Annotated in this window: 16 protein-coding genes; 7 read left to right on the top strand and 9 right to left on the bottom strand. The window is 64.0% G+C overall.

From position 1 onward, the window contains the following. Positions 1-17 precede the first annotated feature (17 nt). Complete coding sequence (locus AC3WVQ_RS10510) at positions 18-467, bottom strand: hypothetical protein (protein WP_060516042.1); 450 nt, start codon at positions 465-467, stop codon at positions 18-20. A gap of 497 nt (positions 468-964) precedes the next feature. Between AC3WVQ_RS10510 and AC3WVQ_RS10505 the strand changes: the two genes are divergently transcribed. From AC3WVQ_RS10505 to AC3WVQ_RS10490, 4 genes are all read left to right on the top strand, one after another. Next, positions 965-2,194 (top strand): aminotransferase-like domain-containing protein, encoded by a 1,230-nt coding sequence (locus AC3WVQ_RS10505; RefSeq protein ID WP_034792987.1) that lies wholly within the window; start codon positions 965-967, stop codon positions 2,192-2,194. 271 nt (positions 2,195-2,465) lie between these two features. Next, on the top strand, positions 2,466-3,236 hold the full coding sequence (locus tag AC3WVQ_RS10500) for a siderophore-interacting protein (RefSeq protein WP_034792990.1): 771 nt from the start codon (positions 2,466-2,468) through the stop codon (positions 3,234-3,236). A 260-nt stretch (positions 3,237-3,496) separates the two neighbouring features. After that, a complete protein-coding gene (gene recX, locus AC3WVQ_RS10495; RefSeq protein WP_060516044.1) occupies positions 3,497-4,084 on the top strand; it encodes a recombination regulator RecX in 588 nt (195 codons plus the stop codon). 27 nt (positions 4,085-4,111) lie between these two features. Then, positions 4,112-4,375, top strand: a complete 264-nt coding sequence (locus AC3WVQ_RS10490; protein ID WP_060583206.1) for an EamA family transporter — start codon at positions 4,112-4,114, stop codon at positions 4,373-4,375. Here AC3WVQ_RS10490 and AC3WVQ_RS10485 read toward each other — a convergent pair. After that, the gene (locus AC3WVQ_RS10485) at positions 4,333-4,803 is read right to left on the bottom strand and encodes a group III truncated hemoglobin (protein ID WP_090294195.1); all 471 of its coding nucleotides are present in this window, start codon (positions 4,801-4,803) and stop codon (positions 4,333-4,335) included. The two genes, AC3WVQ_RS10490 and AC3WVQ_RS10485, sit on opposite strands and share 43 nt — an antisense overlap. A 331-nt stretch (positions 4,804-5,134) precedes the next feature. On the opposite strand from AC3WVQ_RS10485, the gene AC3WVQ_RS10480 reads away from it, so the two are divergent. The 3 genes from AC3WVQ_RS10480 (at position 5,135) to AC3WVQ_RS10470 (ending at position 9,167) form a co-directional block, all read left to right on the top strand. Next, positions 5,135-6,799: an arylsulfatase gene (locus tag AC3WVQ_RS10480; protein WP_162727320.1), complete on the top strand. Its 1,665-nt coding sequence runs from the start codon at positions 5,135-5,137 to the stop codon at positions 6,797-6,799. A 151-nt stretch (positions 6,800-6,950) separates the two neighbouring features. Next, positions 6,951-8,543 carry an arylsulfatase gene (locus AC3WVQ_RS10475; RefSeq protein WP_090294193.1) on the top strand — a complete coding sequence of 531 codons (1,593 nt, stop codon included), beginning with the start codon at positions 6,951-6,953 and terminating at the stop codon, positions 8,541-8,543. A gap of 198 nt (positions 8,544-8,741) precedes the next feature. Continuing rightward, complete coding sequence (locus tag AC3WVQ_RS10470) at positions 8,742-9,167, top strand: GNAT family N-acetyltransferase (RefSeq protein WP_090294191.1); 426 nt, start codon at positions 8,742-8,744, stop codon at positions 9,165-9,167. A gap of 26 nt (positions 9,168-9,193) precedes the next feature. Here the strand turns inward: AC3WVQ_RS10470 and AC3WVQ_RS10465 are convergent, their stop codons facing one another. From AC3WVQ_RS10465 to AC3WVQ_RS10435, 7 genes are all read right to left on the bottom strand, one after another. Next, positions 9,194-9,535 carry a DUF6616 family protein gene (locus AC3WVQ_RS10465; RefSeq protein ID WP_034793040.1) on the bottom strand — a complete coding sequence of 114 codons (342 nt, stop codon included), beginning with the start codon at positions 9,533-9,535 and terminating at the stop codon, positions 9,194-9,196. 48 nt (positions 9,536-9,583) lie between these two features. Then, entirely contained in the window at positions 9,584-10,378 is a 795-nt protein-coding gene (locus AC3WVQ_RS10460) for a DNA alkylation repair protein (protein WP_110818656.1), read from the bottom strand. Further along, positions 10,375-10,899 carry a MarR family winged helix-turn-helix transcriptional regulator gene (locus AC3WVQ_RS10455; protein ID WP_090294187.1) on the bottom strand — a complete coding sequence of 175 codons (525 nt, stop codon included), beginning with the start codon at positions 10,897-10,899 and terminating at the stop codon, positions 10,375-10,377. The genes AC3WVQ_RS10460 and AC3WVQ_RS10455 overlap by 4 nt, the downstream gene beginning before the upstream one ends. A 79-nt stretch (positions 10,900-10,978) precedes the next feature. Further along, a complete protein-coding gene (locus AC3WVQ_RS10450) occupies positions 10,979-11,773 on the bottom strand; it encodes a DUF1194 domain-containing protein (RefSeq protein WP_089043536.1) in 795 nt (264 codons plus the stop codon). A gap of 137 nt (positions 11,774-11,910) precedes the next feature. Further along, complete coding sequence (locus AC3WVQ_RS10445; protein ID WP_090294186.1) at positions 11,911-12,729, bottom strand: arginase family protein; 819 nt, start codon at positions 12,727-12,729, stop codon at positions 11,911-11,913. 138 nt (positions 12,730-12,867) lie between these two features. After that, entirely contained in the window at positions 12,868-13,752 is an 885-nt protein-coding gene (locus AC3WVQ_RS10440; RefSeq protein ID WP_492382715.1) for an NAD(P)/FAD-dependent oxidoreductase, read from the bottom strand. Between the two features lie 164 nt (positions 13,753-13,916). Then, complete coding sequence (locus AC3WVQ_RS10435; RefSeq protein ID WP_034793085.1) at positions 13,917-14,351, bottom strand: RrF2 family transcriptional regulator; 435 nt, start codon at positions 14,349-14,351, stop codon at positions 13,917-13,919. Positions 14,352-14,434 lie beyond the last annotated feature (83 nt).

Below are 14,434 nucleotides of genomic sequence, written 5' to 3'. Positions count from 1 at the left end.
CGGCAATGCCTACCGTCTCACTTGGCCGCCTGGGTCGTGCCGAGCACGTAGTCTCCGTCCCAGTGCCAGATCTGCTTGTCGTCAACCGTGACCTTCACGATCGCCTGGAAGCCCGCGAGCGTGCCGCTGCCGGCGTGGAACGCACAGGTGCCGAGCGGCGGCTTGGCCGTATCGTAGACGACGCAGTATCCGAGCGCCGAGTCGCCGTTTCCGACAGCGATGACGGCGGTGCTGCTGGAGAAGAGGGGATTGGCGACCACCGGTCCATAGTAGAGGATTTTGCTGCCAGCCGGGATCGCTTCGAGGTTCGATTCCGTAATGGTGCAGAAGCTCGGGGTGTCGCCGGTGAACTGGCTGCACTCCTTGGCGATCTTGAGGGGGTGCGTCTCCGGCGCTGCGGGTGCCGCCGACGCCGCTTGTGCCAGCGCCAGGGCGGCGCCAGCCGACAGGATAAACAGTCTGCTCATGGCCTAGTCCCTCCGGTCGAATTGAGGGGAGAAATTTTACGCTTCGCCTCCTTCTCCGGCAATTTGCCACTTTGGGTTATCAGGCGCCGGGTGCCGCTGCCGGCGCAAGGACAAGCGGACGACGGGCGTCTGTGCGATTGGGGCCAAGCGGCGCGAGCGTAGCGGTTGAGCGGATGGCTTGCTTTACCTCATGGCGCGTGGCATTCGGCTCAAGTTGACGTAACGTCAGGTCCTGGACGTTGCGTGCGCGGAGCCCCAAAAGCCCGAAAAGCGCACGGAATTAGGTCAATAATATTGACATAAATTGGTCGTCATGGTCCTGTCGCTTCACCGTCCAGAGCATCCTTCCTTCCAGGGGGATCGCCCGAAGCGGAAAGATGCTCTAAACAAAAAACCAGAGCGTGCTTTGTGCGTTCATGCGAACGCACGGCGCTCTAGAATGACGCGGGAGGAAGCGGAGAACCGCTTTCCGCTTATAATCTCTGAGGAAACACCCCATGCTGGATTGGGAACATATCTTCGCGACGCGCTCGAACCGGATGCGCGCTTCGGAAATCCGCGAACTGTTGAAGCTGCTCGATCGCCCCGACATCATCTCGTTTGCCGGCGGCATTCCCGATCCCGCGCTGTTTCCGGATGCGGAATTCAAGGACGCCTATGCGGAGATCTTTTCCGGCCCGGCCGTGAGTGCCGCACTGCAGTATTCGGTCAGCGAAGGCTACAAGCCGCTGCGCGAATGGCTTGCCAAGCAGATGGCCGATCTCGGCATTCCCGCCGGCGCCGACAACATCTTCATCACGTCCGGTTCGCAGCAGGGCCTCGACTATCTCGGCAAGCTGTTCCTGTCGCCGAACGATACCGCACTTGTCACCTGGCCGACCTATCTCGGCGCGTTGCAGGCCTTCAACGCCTATGAGCCGACCTACGACCAGCTGAACCCCAACGGCAACCGCACGCCGGAAGCCTACCGTCAGGCGGCGGGCGAGGCGGGCGGCCGCGTCAAGTTTGCCTATCTCTCGGCCGACTTCGCCAACCCGACCGGCGAGACCGTCGACCGGGCCGGCCGCGAGCGCGTGCTGACGCTTGCCGAAGAGCTCGACATTGCCGTCATCGAAGACGCGGCCTACCAGTCGCTGCGCTATGACGGCGAGCCGGTGCCGCCGATCCTGGCGCTCGAAATCGCCAAGAAGGGCGACATCAACAATACCCGCACGATCTATTGCGGCTCGTTCTCGAAGACGCTCGCTCCCGGCCTTCGCGTCGGCTGGGTCTGCGCCTCGGAAAAGGTGATCCGCAAGCTCGTGCTCTTGAAGCAGGCAGCCGATCTGCATTCCTCGACCATCAACCAGATGGCGATCTGCACCGTTGCCGAGCGCGGCTTCGATGAGCAGGTGGCGAAGATCCACCGGGTCTACAAGCAGCGCCGCAACGCCATGCTCGCAGCGCTTGAAAAGTACATGCCCGAGGGCGTGTCCTGGACGAAGCCGGAAGGCGGGATGTTCGTCTGGGTGACGCTGCCAAAGGGCATGGACGGCGCCGCACTGCTTGCAAAATCGATCGAGACCGCCAAGGTCGCCTTCGTTCCCGGTCGCGCCTTCTTTGCCGATGGCTCGGGCGAAAACACCCTGCGCGTTTCCTTCTCCTGCGCCAACGATCAAATGATCGACGAGGGCATCCGCCGGCTCGGCGACCTCATCCGTGGCGAAGTTGCGGCTCTGGCGGCTTAAGGCTTCGTCAGACCTTCTTCATTTTGAGAAACGCGCTTGCTCCTGCGGGCGCGTTTTTCTTTTGGCTGGTAAAACCTTCGTGTTTTAGTCAAGATGACGCATTGATCGAAGCGGGGCCTTCCGATAGTTAGAACGTGACATGACCGGGCCACCCCCGGCCACGTAAGCGTTAACGTCACTCAACGCGTATGATCGAACGGCCAGAAGCGGCTTCGATCTGCGCGACTGTGTCCTGCGGATCGAGCTTTTCGAGGCCCTCCAAAGGATGCAAATGGACAATTCTCCCAACTATTCCCATCTCCCGACGCCGCGCATCGAGCGTGTTCGCCATGAGCTGAAGCGCCGCTCGCTCGTCGTTTCCGGCATCGAGCGGGTGACGCCGGGCATGCTCCGGATCACGCTTTCCGGTGAGGATCTCGCCGACTTCGTCAGCCTCGGGGCGGATGACCACATCAAGATCTTCGTTCCCGGCGCAAACGGCACCGAAGAGCGCCGGGACTATACGCCACGGCGCTACGACACAGACGCGCGCGTTCTGGCGCTCGATTTCGCGTTGCACGAGGCGGGCCCCGTGACCGCCTGGGCAATGGCGGCCTCCGTGGGGGACAAGCTCGAGATCGGCGGGCCGCGTGGTTCGGCGGTCGTGTCTGGAGATTTCACGCGATGGCTGCTGATCGGCGACGAGACGGCGCTGCCGGCGATCGGGCGGCGGATCGAGGAGACGCCGGCGGGGCATCAGATCACCAGCGTCGCCGCGGTCACCGGGCTGGACGAGCGGCAGAAATTCCGCACCAAGGCGGCGCTCACCACCCATTGGGCCTATCGCCCGCTCGATCAAGCGCACGATCCGTCAGCGCTGCTTGCCGTCGTGCGTCAAGTGGCGCTCGAGCCCGGCACCTTCGTCTGGATCGCGGCCGAAGCCGCAGTCACCCGGGCGATCCGCACCCATCTCGTCGAGGAGCGCGGCTTGCCGCTCAGCTGGCTGAAAGCCTCCGGCTACTGGGTGAAGGGCAAGGCCGACAGCACCGAGAAGTTCGAATAGACATCACGCTTTCCGGTGCCTTTGCTCGGGCATCACGACGGGAACGCTCGGCCGGCGGATCAAAAGATCCGCGCAGGCCCTGCTGCGGTTACCTCAGGCGCGCCTCTCTTGAGGGGCGCCCGCCGCCCTCATGCCGGCGGAACAAGGCCGGGAAAACACGTCGTGGGCTCGGGTGCGCAATTGCCTTGTCGTGGAGAGTCAGGTCATTTCGCATCTTTGGGCGACGTCGATCCGATCACGCGGATCGACTGGTGCCATCAATGGTTCAATTCGAGGGCAGGGCAGGCTTGGACCTCATCGACGATCAAGCGCAATCCGATCAACCGACGCCGCGCATGTATGCCTGGGCGCGCAATTCAGCGGCCTATCGGCTGGCGCGGCAGATGCTGACGGAAAAGCAGCTCTTCGACGCCATCTCGCGCAAGGCGCGGGAGAAGTTCGAGGATATCAGCGTGAACCAGGTGGAGCTGCTGGCGGCTGCGGCCGTGACCTTTGCCTATGACAATGGCGCGCTCAACGACAAAGCTTATGCCGAGATCAAGACCCGCTCGGCCATGCGCGGCGGCAAGTCGAAGCGGGCGATCGCCCAGAAGCTGTCGGAAAAGGGCGTCGCGCGGGACGCCGTCGCTGCGGCGGTGGCGGAAGCCGACGATCTCTATGCGGCCGTCGTCTTGGCGCGAAAGCGCGCCTTCGGGCCGTTCCGCAAGGCGGCGCTCGACGAGAAGCGTACGGCCAAGGAGCTCTCCGCCTTTGCCCGGGGCGGTTTCAGCTTCGAACTGGGCAAGCGGGTCTTTGCGATGTCGGTCGACGAGGCCGAGGAGATTTTGTTTGCAGGCCGCTCGCTCTGACCCAAGGGGGCAGGTCGTGTTGTCTGATTGCTCTTCCTGTTCGCCTGGGTCACGCCTCAGGCGATCGGCAAGGACCTTGCCGCCGCGGGGGCGGGCATGCTGGCGCTCGCCCTGATCTCCGGCATCGTCCAGTACGCGCTTGCCTTCTGGCTCTACCTGATCGGCCTCAAGCGCCTGCCGGCGAGCACGGCTGCGCTGTTCCTGACCCTGACGCCCGTCTTCGGCATCGGGCGTAAAGGCCGCGGCAATTACCCGCGCTTCAGCGCCGGATCGTCCATCGCCGGATTGTAGAACAGCGAAAGCGTCAGGCTGCGGGCGATGCGTTCGGCCGTGGCCATGAACCAGGCCTTGGCCTCGCCGTTCGGGGCGATGTCGTCGAGCGTCGTGGAAAAGAGATCAAGCCATTTCGGAAAGAGATCCGGCGTCATGTTGGCGACGCCGACATGCGCCTGCACCGGCTTGCCGCCATAGGCGCCGTTGCGGAAGGCGACGGCCGACCAGAAGCTCTTCATCTTGTCCATGTGCTCCGGCCAGCGGCTGGAAAGCCTGGCGTCGAAGACGGGGCCGAGTTCGGGATGGGCGAGCACGCGGGCGTAGAAGGTCTCGACGAGACGATCGATGAAGGCCGCATCGATGCCGATCGCCTTCATCTCGGCTTCCGCTCGTTCGCGGATTGCTGCGACATGAGCGGCGCGGCCCTGCAAGTCGTTGTCGTCCATCCCGATGTCCCTGTCTCAATGCCCATGTCTCGATGCCCATGTCTCAGGCCCAGGCCCTTATCTTTGGCGTCTTGCATATAGGCATGCGGGGGCGTCGCGCCAGAGGCCAAAGGGGCGATTGCGTCAATCTGTCAGAGGTTACGCTGGGTGAGTTTTGCCAGTGCTGTTCTACCCGGCCTTGCAACGGATTGCCCGCGTCGCGCGTCGCAGTAACGGTTGCGAGCCGGCACATCGTAACTGTTACGTACTTGGACACCCACCCCCGCACGCGCATCATCCGCCCGGTCCTCGACAGCAGTGCATTTCCGATCGCCTTAACTAGGAGAGTACGATGAGCATGCATGACGATAACAAGGCTGCGCCAGCGATGGCCGAGAATGGGGTAACGGATGTCAGCCGCCGCGATCTCCTTCTCAGTGGAACAATTTTTGCAGCCGCGTCGCTGGTGGCAGGCGCTGCTTCGGTAAGCCCGGCCAAGGCGCAATCCTCTTCTTCCGCGAGCGGCAAGCCGCCGAACATCCTCGTCATCTTCGGCGACGATATCGGCATTCCGCAGATCAGCGCCTACACGATGGGGCTGATGGGCTATCGCACGCCCAACATCGACCGTATCGCCGCCGAAGGCGCGATCTTTACCGACAGCTACGGCCAGAACAGTTGTACGGCGGGCCGCGCCTCCTTCATCCTCGGCCAGGAGCCTTTCCGCACCGGGCTCTTGACGATCGGCATGCCGGGCGACCCGCACGGCATCCAGGACTGGATGCCGACAATCGCCGACGTGTTGAAGACCAAGGGCTATTCGACCGGCCAGTTCGGCAAGAACCACCTCGGCGACCGCGACGAGCATCTGCCGACCAAACACGGCTTCGACGAGTTCTTCGGCAACCTCTACCACCTCAACGCCGAGGAAGAGCCGGAAGGCTACTTCTATCCGAAGGACCCGGAGTTCAAGAAGAAGTTCGGCCCGCGCGGCGTCATCAAGTCGAGCGCCGACGGCAAGATCGAGGACACCGGCGCGCTCAACACCAAGCGCATGGAAACGATCGACGAGGAATTCCTGACGGCTGCCAAGGATTACATCGACCGGCAGGTGAAGGCCGACAAACCGTTCTTCTGCTGGTTCAACTCGACCCGCATGCATGTCTTCACCCACCTGAAGCCGGACTCGCTCGGCAAGACCGGCAAGGGCATCCATGCCGACGGCATGGTGGAGCATGACGGTCACGTCGGCCAGCTCCTGAAACAGCTCGACGATCTCGGCATCGCCGACAACACCATCGTGCTCTACACCACCGACAACGGCGCGGAACTGGCGCTGTGGCCGGACGGCGCGCAGACGATGTTCCACGGCGAGAAAGGCACGACCTGGGAAGGCGGTTTCCGCATTCCGATGATGGTGCGTTGGCCGGGCGTGGTAAAGCCGGGCACGCAGATCAACGACCCGGTGACGCTGATGGACTGGCTGCCGACCTTTGCGACCGCCGCCGGCATCGCCGACGTCAAGGAAGAGATGAAGAAGGGCTTCAAGGGCACGTCGAAGACCTTCAAGGTGCATCTCGACGGCTACGACCTGACGGGGCTGTTGAAGGGCGAGGCGAAGGAGCCGCCGCGTGACTCGGTCTACTACTTCGACCAGGGCGGCAACCTCAACGCTATCCGCTGGAACGACTGGAAGCTGAGCTTCGCCCAGGCGAGCCACGGCAACATCGCCACCGCCACCCGTGAGGTGCCGAGCTGGGCCGTAATCGCCAACCTGCGCATGGACCCCTACGAGCGCGGCATGGAAGACGGCGGCGGGGCGATCGAGTTCCTCGCCCGCAACATGTGGCTGCTGGTGCCGATCCAGGGCAAGATCAAGGAGTTCTTCGCCGACTTCAACGATTATCCGTACCAGGCCGGCAGCACGCTGAACGCCAGCGGCATCAACTATGGCTGGCTTGCGCAGCAGGCAGCGATGAAGCGGCTGGGCGAACTGGAAAGCCTGGCGCCGCGGTAAAGAGCGGAAAGACTCCGCCGCCGGCGACCGCTGGCGGCGGGACGCAAAGCGCCGGCGGCTTGTAAAAAGGCCGCCACCTCTTGCCGCGGGTCAAGGTCCGGCGGCATCCCTTGCGTAATTCCTTGCGTTCGATCGCAAAAAGGAGCGTGCGATGTGCCTGCGGAGTCTGCGTGCCCTTGCCCTACACACGGCGATCCTGGTGGCGTTGCCGACAGTGGCGCCGGCACAATCGGTGCTGACTCAGGCCATACGCACGAGCGAGGCGCAGGAGCCAGCGCTGATCCATGCCGACCAGCAGTCCGCGGCGCAACAGAAGCTCGATACGCTTTATGCCAGGCTGGGCAAGAGGCCGAACATCGTCTGGCTCGTGGTTGATGACATGGGCTATGGCGATCCCGGCGCCTATGGCGGAGGTGCTGCGATCGGCGCTGCGACACCCAACATGGACAGGTTGGCGCGCGAGGGCCTGAGGCTCACCTCGGCCTATTCGCAACCCACCTGCACCCCGACGCGCTCGGCGATCCTGACGGGCCGGTTGCCGGTTCGCACCGGCCTGACGCGGCCGATCCTTGCCGGCGACAAGATCACCAAGAACCCCTGGGCCGACGAGATTTCCCTGCCGACGCTGCTTGGTGGGGCAGGGTACAAGACCGTGCTCTCGGGCAAGTGGCATGTGGGCGAAAGCGAAGGCATGCGGCCGCACGAGGTCGGGTTTGATGAATTCTACGGCTTCTACGAGGCCGAGAAGGAAATCACCCAAGGGGTCGACAAGCGGCGTTACCCCGATCTGGTGCTGAACCCCGAGCGGCTGGCGATGCTGAGGAAGACCGGATCGAGCACGGCGCTGGTACAGGCGGTAAAGGGCGGGCCAGTCAGCCAAGTCGAAGAGATCGACAGCATCGAGAAGATGGCCGAAGGCGATCGGATGCTCAAGGAATTCACGGTGAAGAAGATCAAGGAGCTTGCGTCGGGAACGGCGCCGTTCTTCCTCGAACACTGCTTCATGAAAGTGCACGCCGACAATTTCGCCTCCAAGGCCTTCGAAGGCAAGAGCGGCAGCAAGTACCCCTACAAGGACGACGTGGTGGAGGTGGATGCCTATATCGGCGAGATCGTCGACGCGCTCGATCAGGCCGGCGTCCTGGACAATACCTTCATCTTCGTCACCTCCGACAACGGCCCGCAGCTCGATAGCTGGCCGGACAGCGGCTATACGCCGTTTCGCGGCGCCAAGGGATCGGCCTGGGAGGGCGGCATCCGCATCCCGGCGATCGCCTACTGGAAGGGCATGATCAAGCCCGGCCGCGAAAGCGACGAGCTCTTCGACCTGATGGACCTCTTCAACACGTCGCTGAGCCTTGGCGGCATCAGAGACAACGTGCCGGTCGACCGCTACATCGACGGCATCGACCAGACCTCGTTCCTGCTTGCCGACGACGGCCGTTCGAACCGCGAGAAGGTGTTCGTCTGGAACGAGCAGAACCTGATGGCGATGCGCATGTACGAGTACAAGATCCACGTGAAGGTGGTGGAAACCAAGGCCCAGTGGCTGAACATCGACATGACGACGGTGAGCGACGTCGGCCTCGCGCCCTGGCTGTTCAATCTCTACATCGATCCGAAGGAGGAATATCCCGTCGGCCACCGGATGAACGCCTTCCTCGCCTCGATGCTGGCCGAGATGAAGGCGCATGCCGCCACCTTCAAAAAATATCCGCCGAAGAACATCGGGCTCGGGCAGTGAGCGATCCGGTACATAACAGGGGACGTCGTGGATTTTCAGTGGACGCGGCGGGGATTTTCAGACACCGCGCCGTCGCCTTGAGGTCCGGTGGCAACTTCGTCTTGCCGCCGTGAGAGGGGCAGTTGAGATAGCGCTTTCGCGATTGCGCCCAGCGACACCACATCCTAGTTTCCCGCCAAATCTGCCGGGAGCTGAACCATGCGAATTCGACCTGCGGTCAAGGACGACCATCCGGCGCTTTGCGCGATCGACAGCGTTGCGGCCGACGATCTGAAGCGACGCGCCGACATTGCCGACTGGATCCAGCAGGGCTGCTGCCATCTCATCGAGATCGAGGGGGAGGCTGCCGCCTATGGCGTGCTGACCCACCACTTCTTTGGCCAGGCCTTCATCGAAATGCTGATGGTGGGGACGTCCTGGCGCCGGCGTGGTCTGGCTGGGACGCTGATCGCTCACTTTCAATCCATGTCGTCGGGCGCGAAACTCTTCAGCTCGACCAACATGTCGAACCGTCCGATGCAGGACCTGTTGGTCAAGGCCGGGTTCCGGCCGAGCGGCTACATCGACAATCTCGACGAGAACGATCCGGAGATCGTGTTCTACAGCCCCCCAAGCCGAGCGTGACCTGAGGGGGCCGGATAGCGTGGGGCTCAGGCGGCCGCGCCGAGCTCGGCGAGGTGGCCGGCGAGGTCGGTGCCCCGACCGGCGGCGTTGATCGTGTCGAAATATTCGTGCCAGCCGGATTGGGCGATGCCGGCGACGAGGGCTTCGAGTGCTGTCGCGTCCGGGCAGCGCCAGACGGCGAAGAAGGTCTGCGATGCCGCATGCAGCTTCGACTGGTCGACCTTGCCGAAGGTGATGAGCTCGACGCCGAGCGCCGACAGGCCCGGCATGGCGGAGCCGATCGCGGCCAGGAACTGCTGGCGCCCCTGACGGGGAAGGGCGAGCCACGCCGGCTTGGCGCTGTAAAGTTCGGTCAGGTAGTGAGGCATAGTCTGCTTTCTTGTTGTCAGTCTGAGGTTATGCCATTCCGGGCGCTCTCAAGCGTTTCCGGAACTGGATCTGGTGGGGATGGATCGAAGCGCGCGGCGACAGATGCGCGATGTCGCGGGTCCTGAGCTTTCGGCGGACCAGCGTGCCGCCAGCGCCTGGACCCACTCGGGCCGATCCTTGGCCGCATCGTTCAGCCAGTTGCCGACCGAATCCTGCACGTAAGGTGAGGGATCGGCGCGCAACGGCTCGAGCACGGGCAGCGCGCGTTCGGGCTCCTGCTTGAGCGCGGTGATGTGGGCGCACCAGACGCCGCGCGGGCGGATGGATTCCGAGGCGAAACGGCGGATGCGTTCGGATGGATCTGATGTCCACTCGGCCGCCAGCAGGGCGATCGCTTGATCCAGATCGGCCGCGAGATGCGGGCGAACGGCGATCCAGGCCCATTCGCGAACACCGAAATGGCTATCGTCGGCCAGCGGCCGGATCGCGGCCAGCCGCTCGGCGAGGGTCATGTTTTCTCCGGCCGCCACCACGAAACAGGCCCAGCCGCGCACCGTGTCCGAGGAATGCTGCTTGAGCGTCTCGAAAGTCGAGGGGCCGAGGCGCTCTCCGATCAGCCGGGCGGCAAGCGGCATGCGCCGGGAGATGCCGGCCGACGCGGCCGATGTCATCTCGGCAAGGGCATCGTCGTCGATGCCGGGCACGATGTTGCCCATCAGCGCTGCGAAGTCGACCGCGAGGCATTCGGTCAAGGTGATGGCTTGCGCTCCGGCGTTCAGCTGCGCCAGGCGCTCGGCGCCAATGCCGCTGGCGCCGCGTTTCTTGGTCTTGCTCTCGCTCACGCCTGTGTTTCCGGCGTGTTCTTGGGCGTGGCGCCAGTCTCCAGATTTTGCCAGATGCGCTTGAGCAGCCGGTGGAACGTCTGGTGTTCATCGGCGCTGAAACCGGCAAACAGCGAGGCGATCCAGGCGCTGTGTTCGCCCAGCAGATCGCGGGCAGTCCTGCGGCCGGTTTCGGTGAGCATTACCGCGATCTTGCGCCGGTCATTAAGGCCCGAGCGGCGCTCGACGAAGCGATCGCGCTCCAGGCCGTCGAGGAGCCCGGTGATGGTGGCGCGCGTCACGCCCGCGCGATCGGCAAGCTCATGCGGCGACAGGCCCTCGGGTTGATCGTTGAGCAGGAAGAGGATAACGAACTTGCCTTCCGACAGCCGGTGGGGCGCCAGTCTTGCGGCGCAATCCCGGTCGATCGCGCCTGACAGCGCCAGCAGTTCGAAGCAGGCGCGCATGTTGCCGGTCTCGGCGACCGCACGACGCTCGGCTTCCTGCAACATGGCCCGGTGTTTTTGTTCCAGCATTGTCATAAGGCGACAGATAATAAGGCGCCTAATTAGAGTCAACGGCTTCTTCGTTGTCGGCTGTGGATGGGGCGGCAGACCTGCCCTACCGCCCGATCATCCGCTCCTGCATTTCTTCGCCGATGAAGCAATTGTAGCCCTCACCGAACCGGGCTGCGCGCACCGTTTCGGGCGACAGGCGGCTTATCTCCAGGCCGGAGATTTCGATGATCAGCTTGCGCAGGATGGCGCGGGCGAACTCGCCGCTGTCCGTCACCTTCACCAGAAAGGCGCCGTCGCCGCCGATCACGCATTCGCGGTAATAGGCGTCGAGATCGGGGATCGCGGCGGAGTCCCAGGCGACGTGGGTCTTCAGCATGATCGGCAGGCCGTCGATGGTGATGCCGCGGGCAACGGTGGAATTGCGGGCGACAGGGGCGGGGACGCCGGAATTGTTGGGACCGTCGCCCGAGATGTCGATGACGCGGCGGCTGCCCTCAAAGGGGCTGTAGTCGAACAGCCGTCGGGTGAAGGCCAGCGTGTTGGAGATCGAGGTGAAGGCGATCCGCCGGATCGGCTGCCGCCGCAGCAGCTCGGAATATTGCGAGGCCGTGCCGCGGCCGTCGATCAGCGTCCAGGGCGTGACCTGCACCGCCGAGCCGCCCCATTCGACATAGGTGACGGCGATGCGGCCGACGGGACCATTCTCGATCGCCTCGATGAGGGCGGGCTCCAGGAAGGCCGCGACATAGCCCTGCCGCTGCAGCCGCTGCTCGTCGAGTTCCATGGAATAGGAAACGTCGACGGCGAGCACCAGTTCGAGATCGACCCGGAGCGGTTCGGCGGAAGCACTCCCGCAGAAAAGGCAGACGTAGGCAAGAAGGATCGATCCGAGCTTCATGGCAGCCGATACCGAAGGCGAGCGGGATATCCATGCTACGCCCAAACCGACCTAGCGCAATGCGGGGTCCGCCGCCGATGGATTGGCCGGCTGAGCCCCCTGCGGTTAGGCAAACCTGCCGGCAGGCTCTGGTCAGGTCAGCGGCGCAGCTTCTGCAAAAGCGGTTCCAGCGCCTCGATCAGCGGTTCGGGCGAAACCGGATCGCCGCCTTCCTCCCAAACATTCTGAAACTCGGCGATTTCAAGCCCGACGACTTCGCTCCTGGCAAGGACCGCACAGGCTGCACGCAGGTCATCGAGCGACAGCCCGTTTTCATGCTGGTAGTCGGTGGGCACGATGCCGGGGTTCAGCACGTCGCAGTCGAGGTGGATATAGACCGGACGGCCGGCGACGGCTTCGGCCAGCCTTTGCGGGAGATTGGCACCGGGACGAATATGCGGAATGCGCTTCGCCTCGATGAGTTCGGCCTCGAAGGGATCGAGGTCCCGCTGGCCGACGAGCACGATATTTTCGATGGAAAGCCCGCCGCCCAGACCGGACTGCCAGAGGCCGCAGGGCCCGGACAGCGCCAGCCCGCCGAGATAGCCGGTGCTGCTGGCCTCGGGCGTATTGAGGTCGCCATGGGCGTCGAACCAGACGACGACCGCATTGCCGTGGTGCCTCGCAAGGGCAGGCAGGGTTGCGAGCGAGACGGCACAGCGGCTGGTCGCTGCCAGCGAAAACGATCCCTCGGCGTAGATCACATCGAAGCGATCTCGCATGCGCTTCAGAGCCGGCGTCGCGGCTTCGAGCTCGACCGTCCAGTGGCCGTTCAGCGCCGGTTCCGGATCTCCGACCGTGACCGTTTCGAGGCCGAGTTTTCGGGCGAGATGGGCGGCAACGGACTTCGCGCCGGGAATGCCGAGGTCGTTGTGATCGCCGGCGCGACCCTGAAAGCAGGTGAGGGCAATGGGCATCGATGGCGGCTCCAACTCGCGTTTGCAGCGAACGAAGCACAGAGGCCGTCGATTTGGCAAGGCTGGAAGCCGAACGGCGCAAAGCGGTTGCGTCCGTCCGGTATTCCTTCATGCCAGCGTCCTTGCTCGGTGTGCCTTCTATCCGAACACCAGCGAGCGGTGCAGTTGCGCGCCGGCCCAGGCGCCGTCGCCGACGGCAAGCGAGACGGAGTGGGGAACGCGGCCGACGTCGCCGCAGGCATAGGCGCCGGGAATGGTGGTTTCCTTGGCGGCCGTCGCCCGGATCTGCAGGCCCATCGGGGTCTCCTCGATCTCGCAGCCGAAGCGCTCGGCGATGTCGCATGAGGGCGTGGTGCGGGTGGCGACGAAAAGGCCTGCGAAGGGCAGGCGGCGGCCATCCGTCAGCACCACGTCGGCATGGCCTTCGAGCCGTGCGACCGGGGTTTCGTCGATGGTTACGCCGCGCCTGACGAGATCGGCACGGCCTTCGGCGTCGAGGGTGATGGCGCCATTGGTGAAGAAGGTCACCTTGCCCCATTCCGGAATGAGCTGCGCCTGGTGGATCGACATGGGGCTTGCCGCGATTACGGCGATCTCGCCCTTGTTCAGCTCGTAGCCGTGGCAATAGGGGCAATGGAAGGCGCTCTTGCCCCAGCGCTCGGTCAGCCCCTCGATCTGCGGCAGGCCGTCCTTGACGCCGGTTGCAAAGAGCAGGCGCCGGCCTTCGAAGGAGGCGCCGTCAGCGGGGGTAACGACGAAGGCATCCTGCTTGCCGCTGGCTTTCTCGGCACGGCCGTCGATCCAGGTGAGCGTGGGGTATTTGGAGAGCTGCGCCCGCGCGGTTGCGGCAATCTCTGACGGGTCGATGCCGTCCTGACCGAGGAAGCCATGGGAATGGCTGGCAAAACGGTTGCGGCGAATGCCCTCGTCGATGATCGTCACGCGCCGGCGGGCGCGCAGGAGCTGGAGGGCGGCGGCCATGCCGGCATAACTGCCGCCGATGATGATGACGTCCTGTTGCATGGGTCTTCCTTTCGGTTGGGCGCAGGCCAGCCCACCGGTTTCTTGAACCAGTGTCTCGACCCGGGCTTTGGGCAATAGGGTTCCGGCCGGAAACCGCTTATGCGGTCCCGGTGTAATCGGATGTGTCGGGATCGATCACGTCAGGACGGATCGATCGGCTGCTGTCAGTGCGATCGGAGCCGGTGCCGCCGGGCAAAGTCCTCGGCTAGGTCGGCAAGGGTCACGTGGGCGAAGCGGTCGAGCAGCAGCGCCTCGGCCTCCGCAAAGGCGGTATCGAGGGCGGCGTTGACCGCCTGTTCGACGAGGCATTCCGGCATTTCCTGCCGGTTGCCGATGGCAAAGATCGCGGGTTCGCCGAGTGTTTCGTGCAACTGCCTGAGCGTCACGGTCTTGAGATCGGCAGTGATCGCCCAGCCGCCCGCATGGCCGCGGGCGGAGGAAACGATGCCGGCATCGCGCAGGAAACCCATGGTGCGGCGTACGACCACCGGATTGGTGCGCATGCACATGGCAAGCTCGTCCGAGGTCAAGGGCTCGCCGCGCTCGGCCATGTGCAGGAGCGCGTGCAGGACGGAGGAAAGGCGGCTGTCTTTTTTCATGTAACTTCAATTATTACGAATCGAAGTACGATGCAAGCGGTACCTCTAGCTCACGCCTAAAAGTGCCAAGCGACAGAGGCTTG

Source organism: Ensifer sp. EB106-05-01-XG146 (assembly GCF_058791875.1).
This window is presented reverse-complemented; position numbering and strand designations above follow the sequence as displayed.

Bases quoted from the DNA above. Each gene is read 5' to 3' on its own strand.
- AC3WVQ_RS10510 (WP_060516042.1), bottom strand. From the start codon at position 467: ATGAGCAGACTGTTTATCCTGTCGGCTGGCGCCGCCCTGGCGCTGGCA.
- AC3WVQ_RS10505 (WP_034792987.1), top strand. From the start codon at position 965: ATGCTGGATTGGGAACATATCTTCGCGACGCGCTCGAACCGGATGCGC.
- AC3WVQ_RS10500 (WP_034792990.1), top strand. From the start codon at position 2,466: ATGGACAATTCTCCCAACTATTCCCATCTCCCGACGCCGCGCATCGAG.
- recX (WP_060516044.1), top strand. From the start codon at position 3,497: ATGGTTCAATTCGAGGGCAGGGCAGGCTTGGACCTCATCGACGATCAA.
- AC3WVQ_RS10485 (WP_090294195.1), bottom strand. From the start codon at position 4,803: ATGGACGACAACGACTTGCAGGGCCGCGCCGCTCATGTCGCAGCAATC.
- AC3WVQ_RS10480 (WP_162727320.1), top strand. From the start codon at position 5,135: ATGAGCATGCATGACGATAACAAGGCTGCGCCAGCGATGGCCGAGAAT.
- AC3WVQ_RS10475 (WP_090294193.1), top strand. From the start codon at position 6,951: ATGTGCCTGCGGAGTCTGCGTGCCCTTGCCCTACACACGGCGATCCTG.
- AC3WVQ_RS10470 (WP_090294191.1), top strand. From the start codon at position 8,742: ATGCGAATTCGACCTGCGGTCAAGGACGACCATCCGGCGCTTTGCGCG.
- AC3WVQ_RS10465 (WP_034793040.1), bottom strand. From the start codon at position 9,535: ATGCCTCACTACCTGACCGAACTTTACAGCGCCAAGCCGGCGTGGCTC.
- AC3WVQ_RS10455 (WP_090294187.1), bottom strand. From the start codon at position 10,899: ATGACAATGCTGGAACAAAAACACCGGGCCATGTTGCAGGAAGCCGAG.
- AC3WVQ_RS10450 (WP_089043536.1), bottom strand. From the start codon at position 11,773: ATGAAGCTCGGATCGATCCTTCTTGCCTACGTCTGCCTTTTCTGCGGG.
- AC3WVQ_RS10445 (WP_090294186.1), bottom strand. From the start codon at position 12,729: ATGCCCATTGCCCTCACCTGCTTTCAGGGTCGCGCCGGCGATCACAAC.
- AC3WVQ_RS10440 (WP_492382715.1), bottom strand. From the start codon at position 13,752: ATGCAACAGGACGTCATCATCATCGGCGGCAGTTATGCCGGCATGGCC.
- AC3WVQ_RS10435 (WP_034793085.1), bottom strand. From the start codon at position 14,351: ATGAAAAAAGACAGCCGCCTTTCCTCCGTCCTGCACGCGCTCCTGCAC.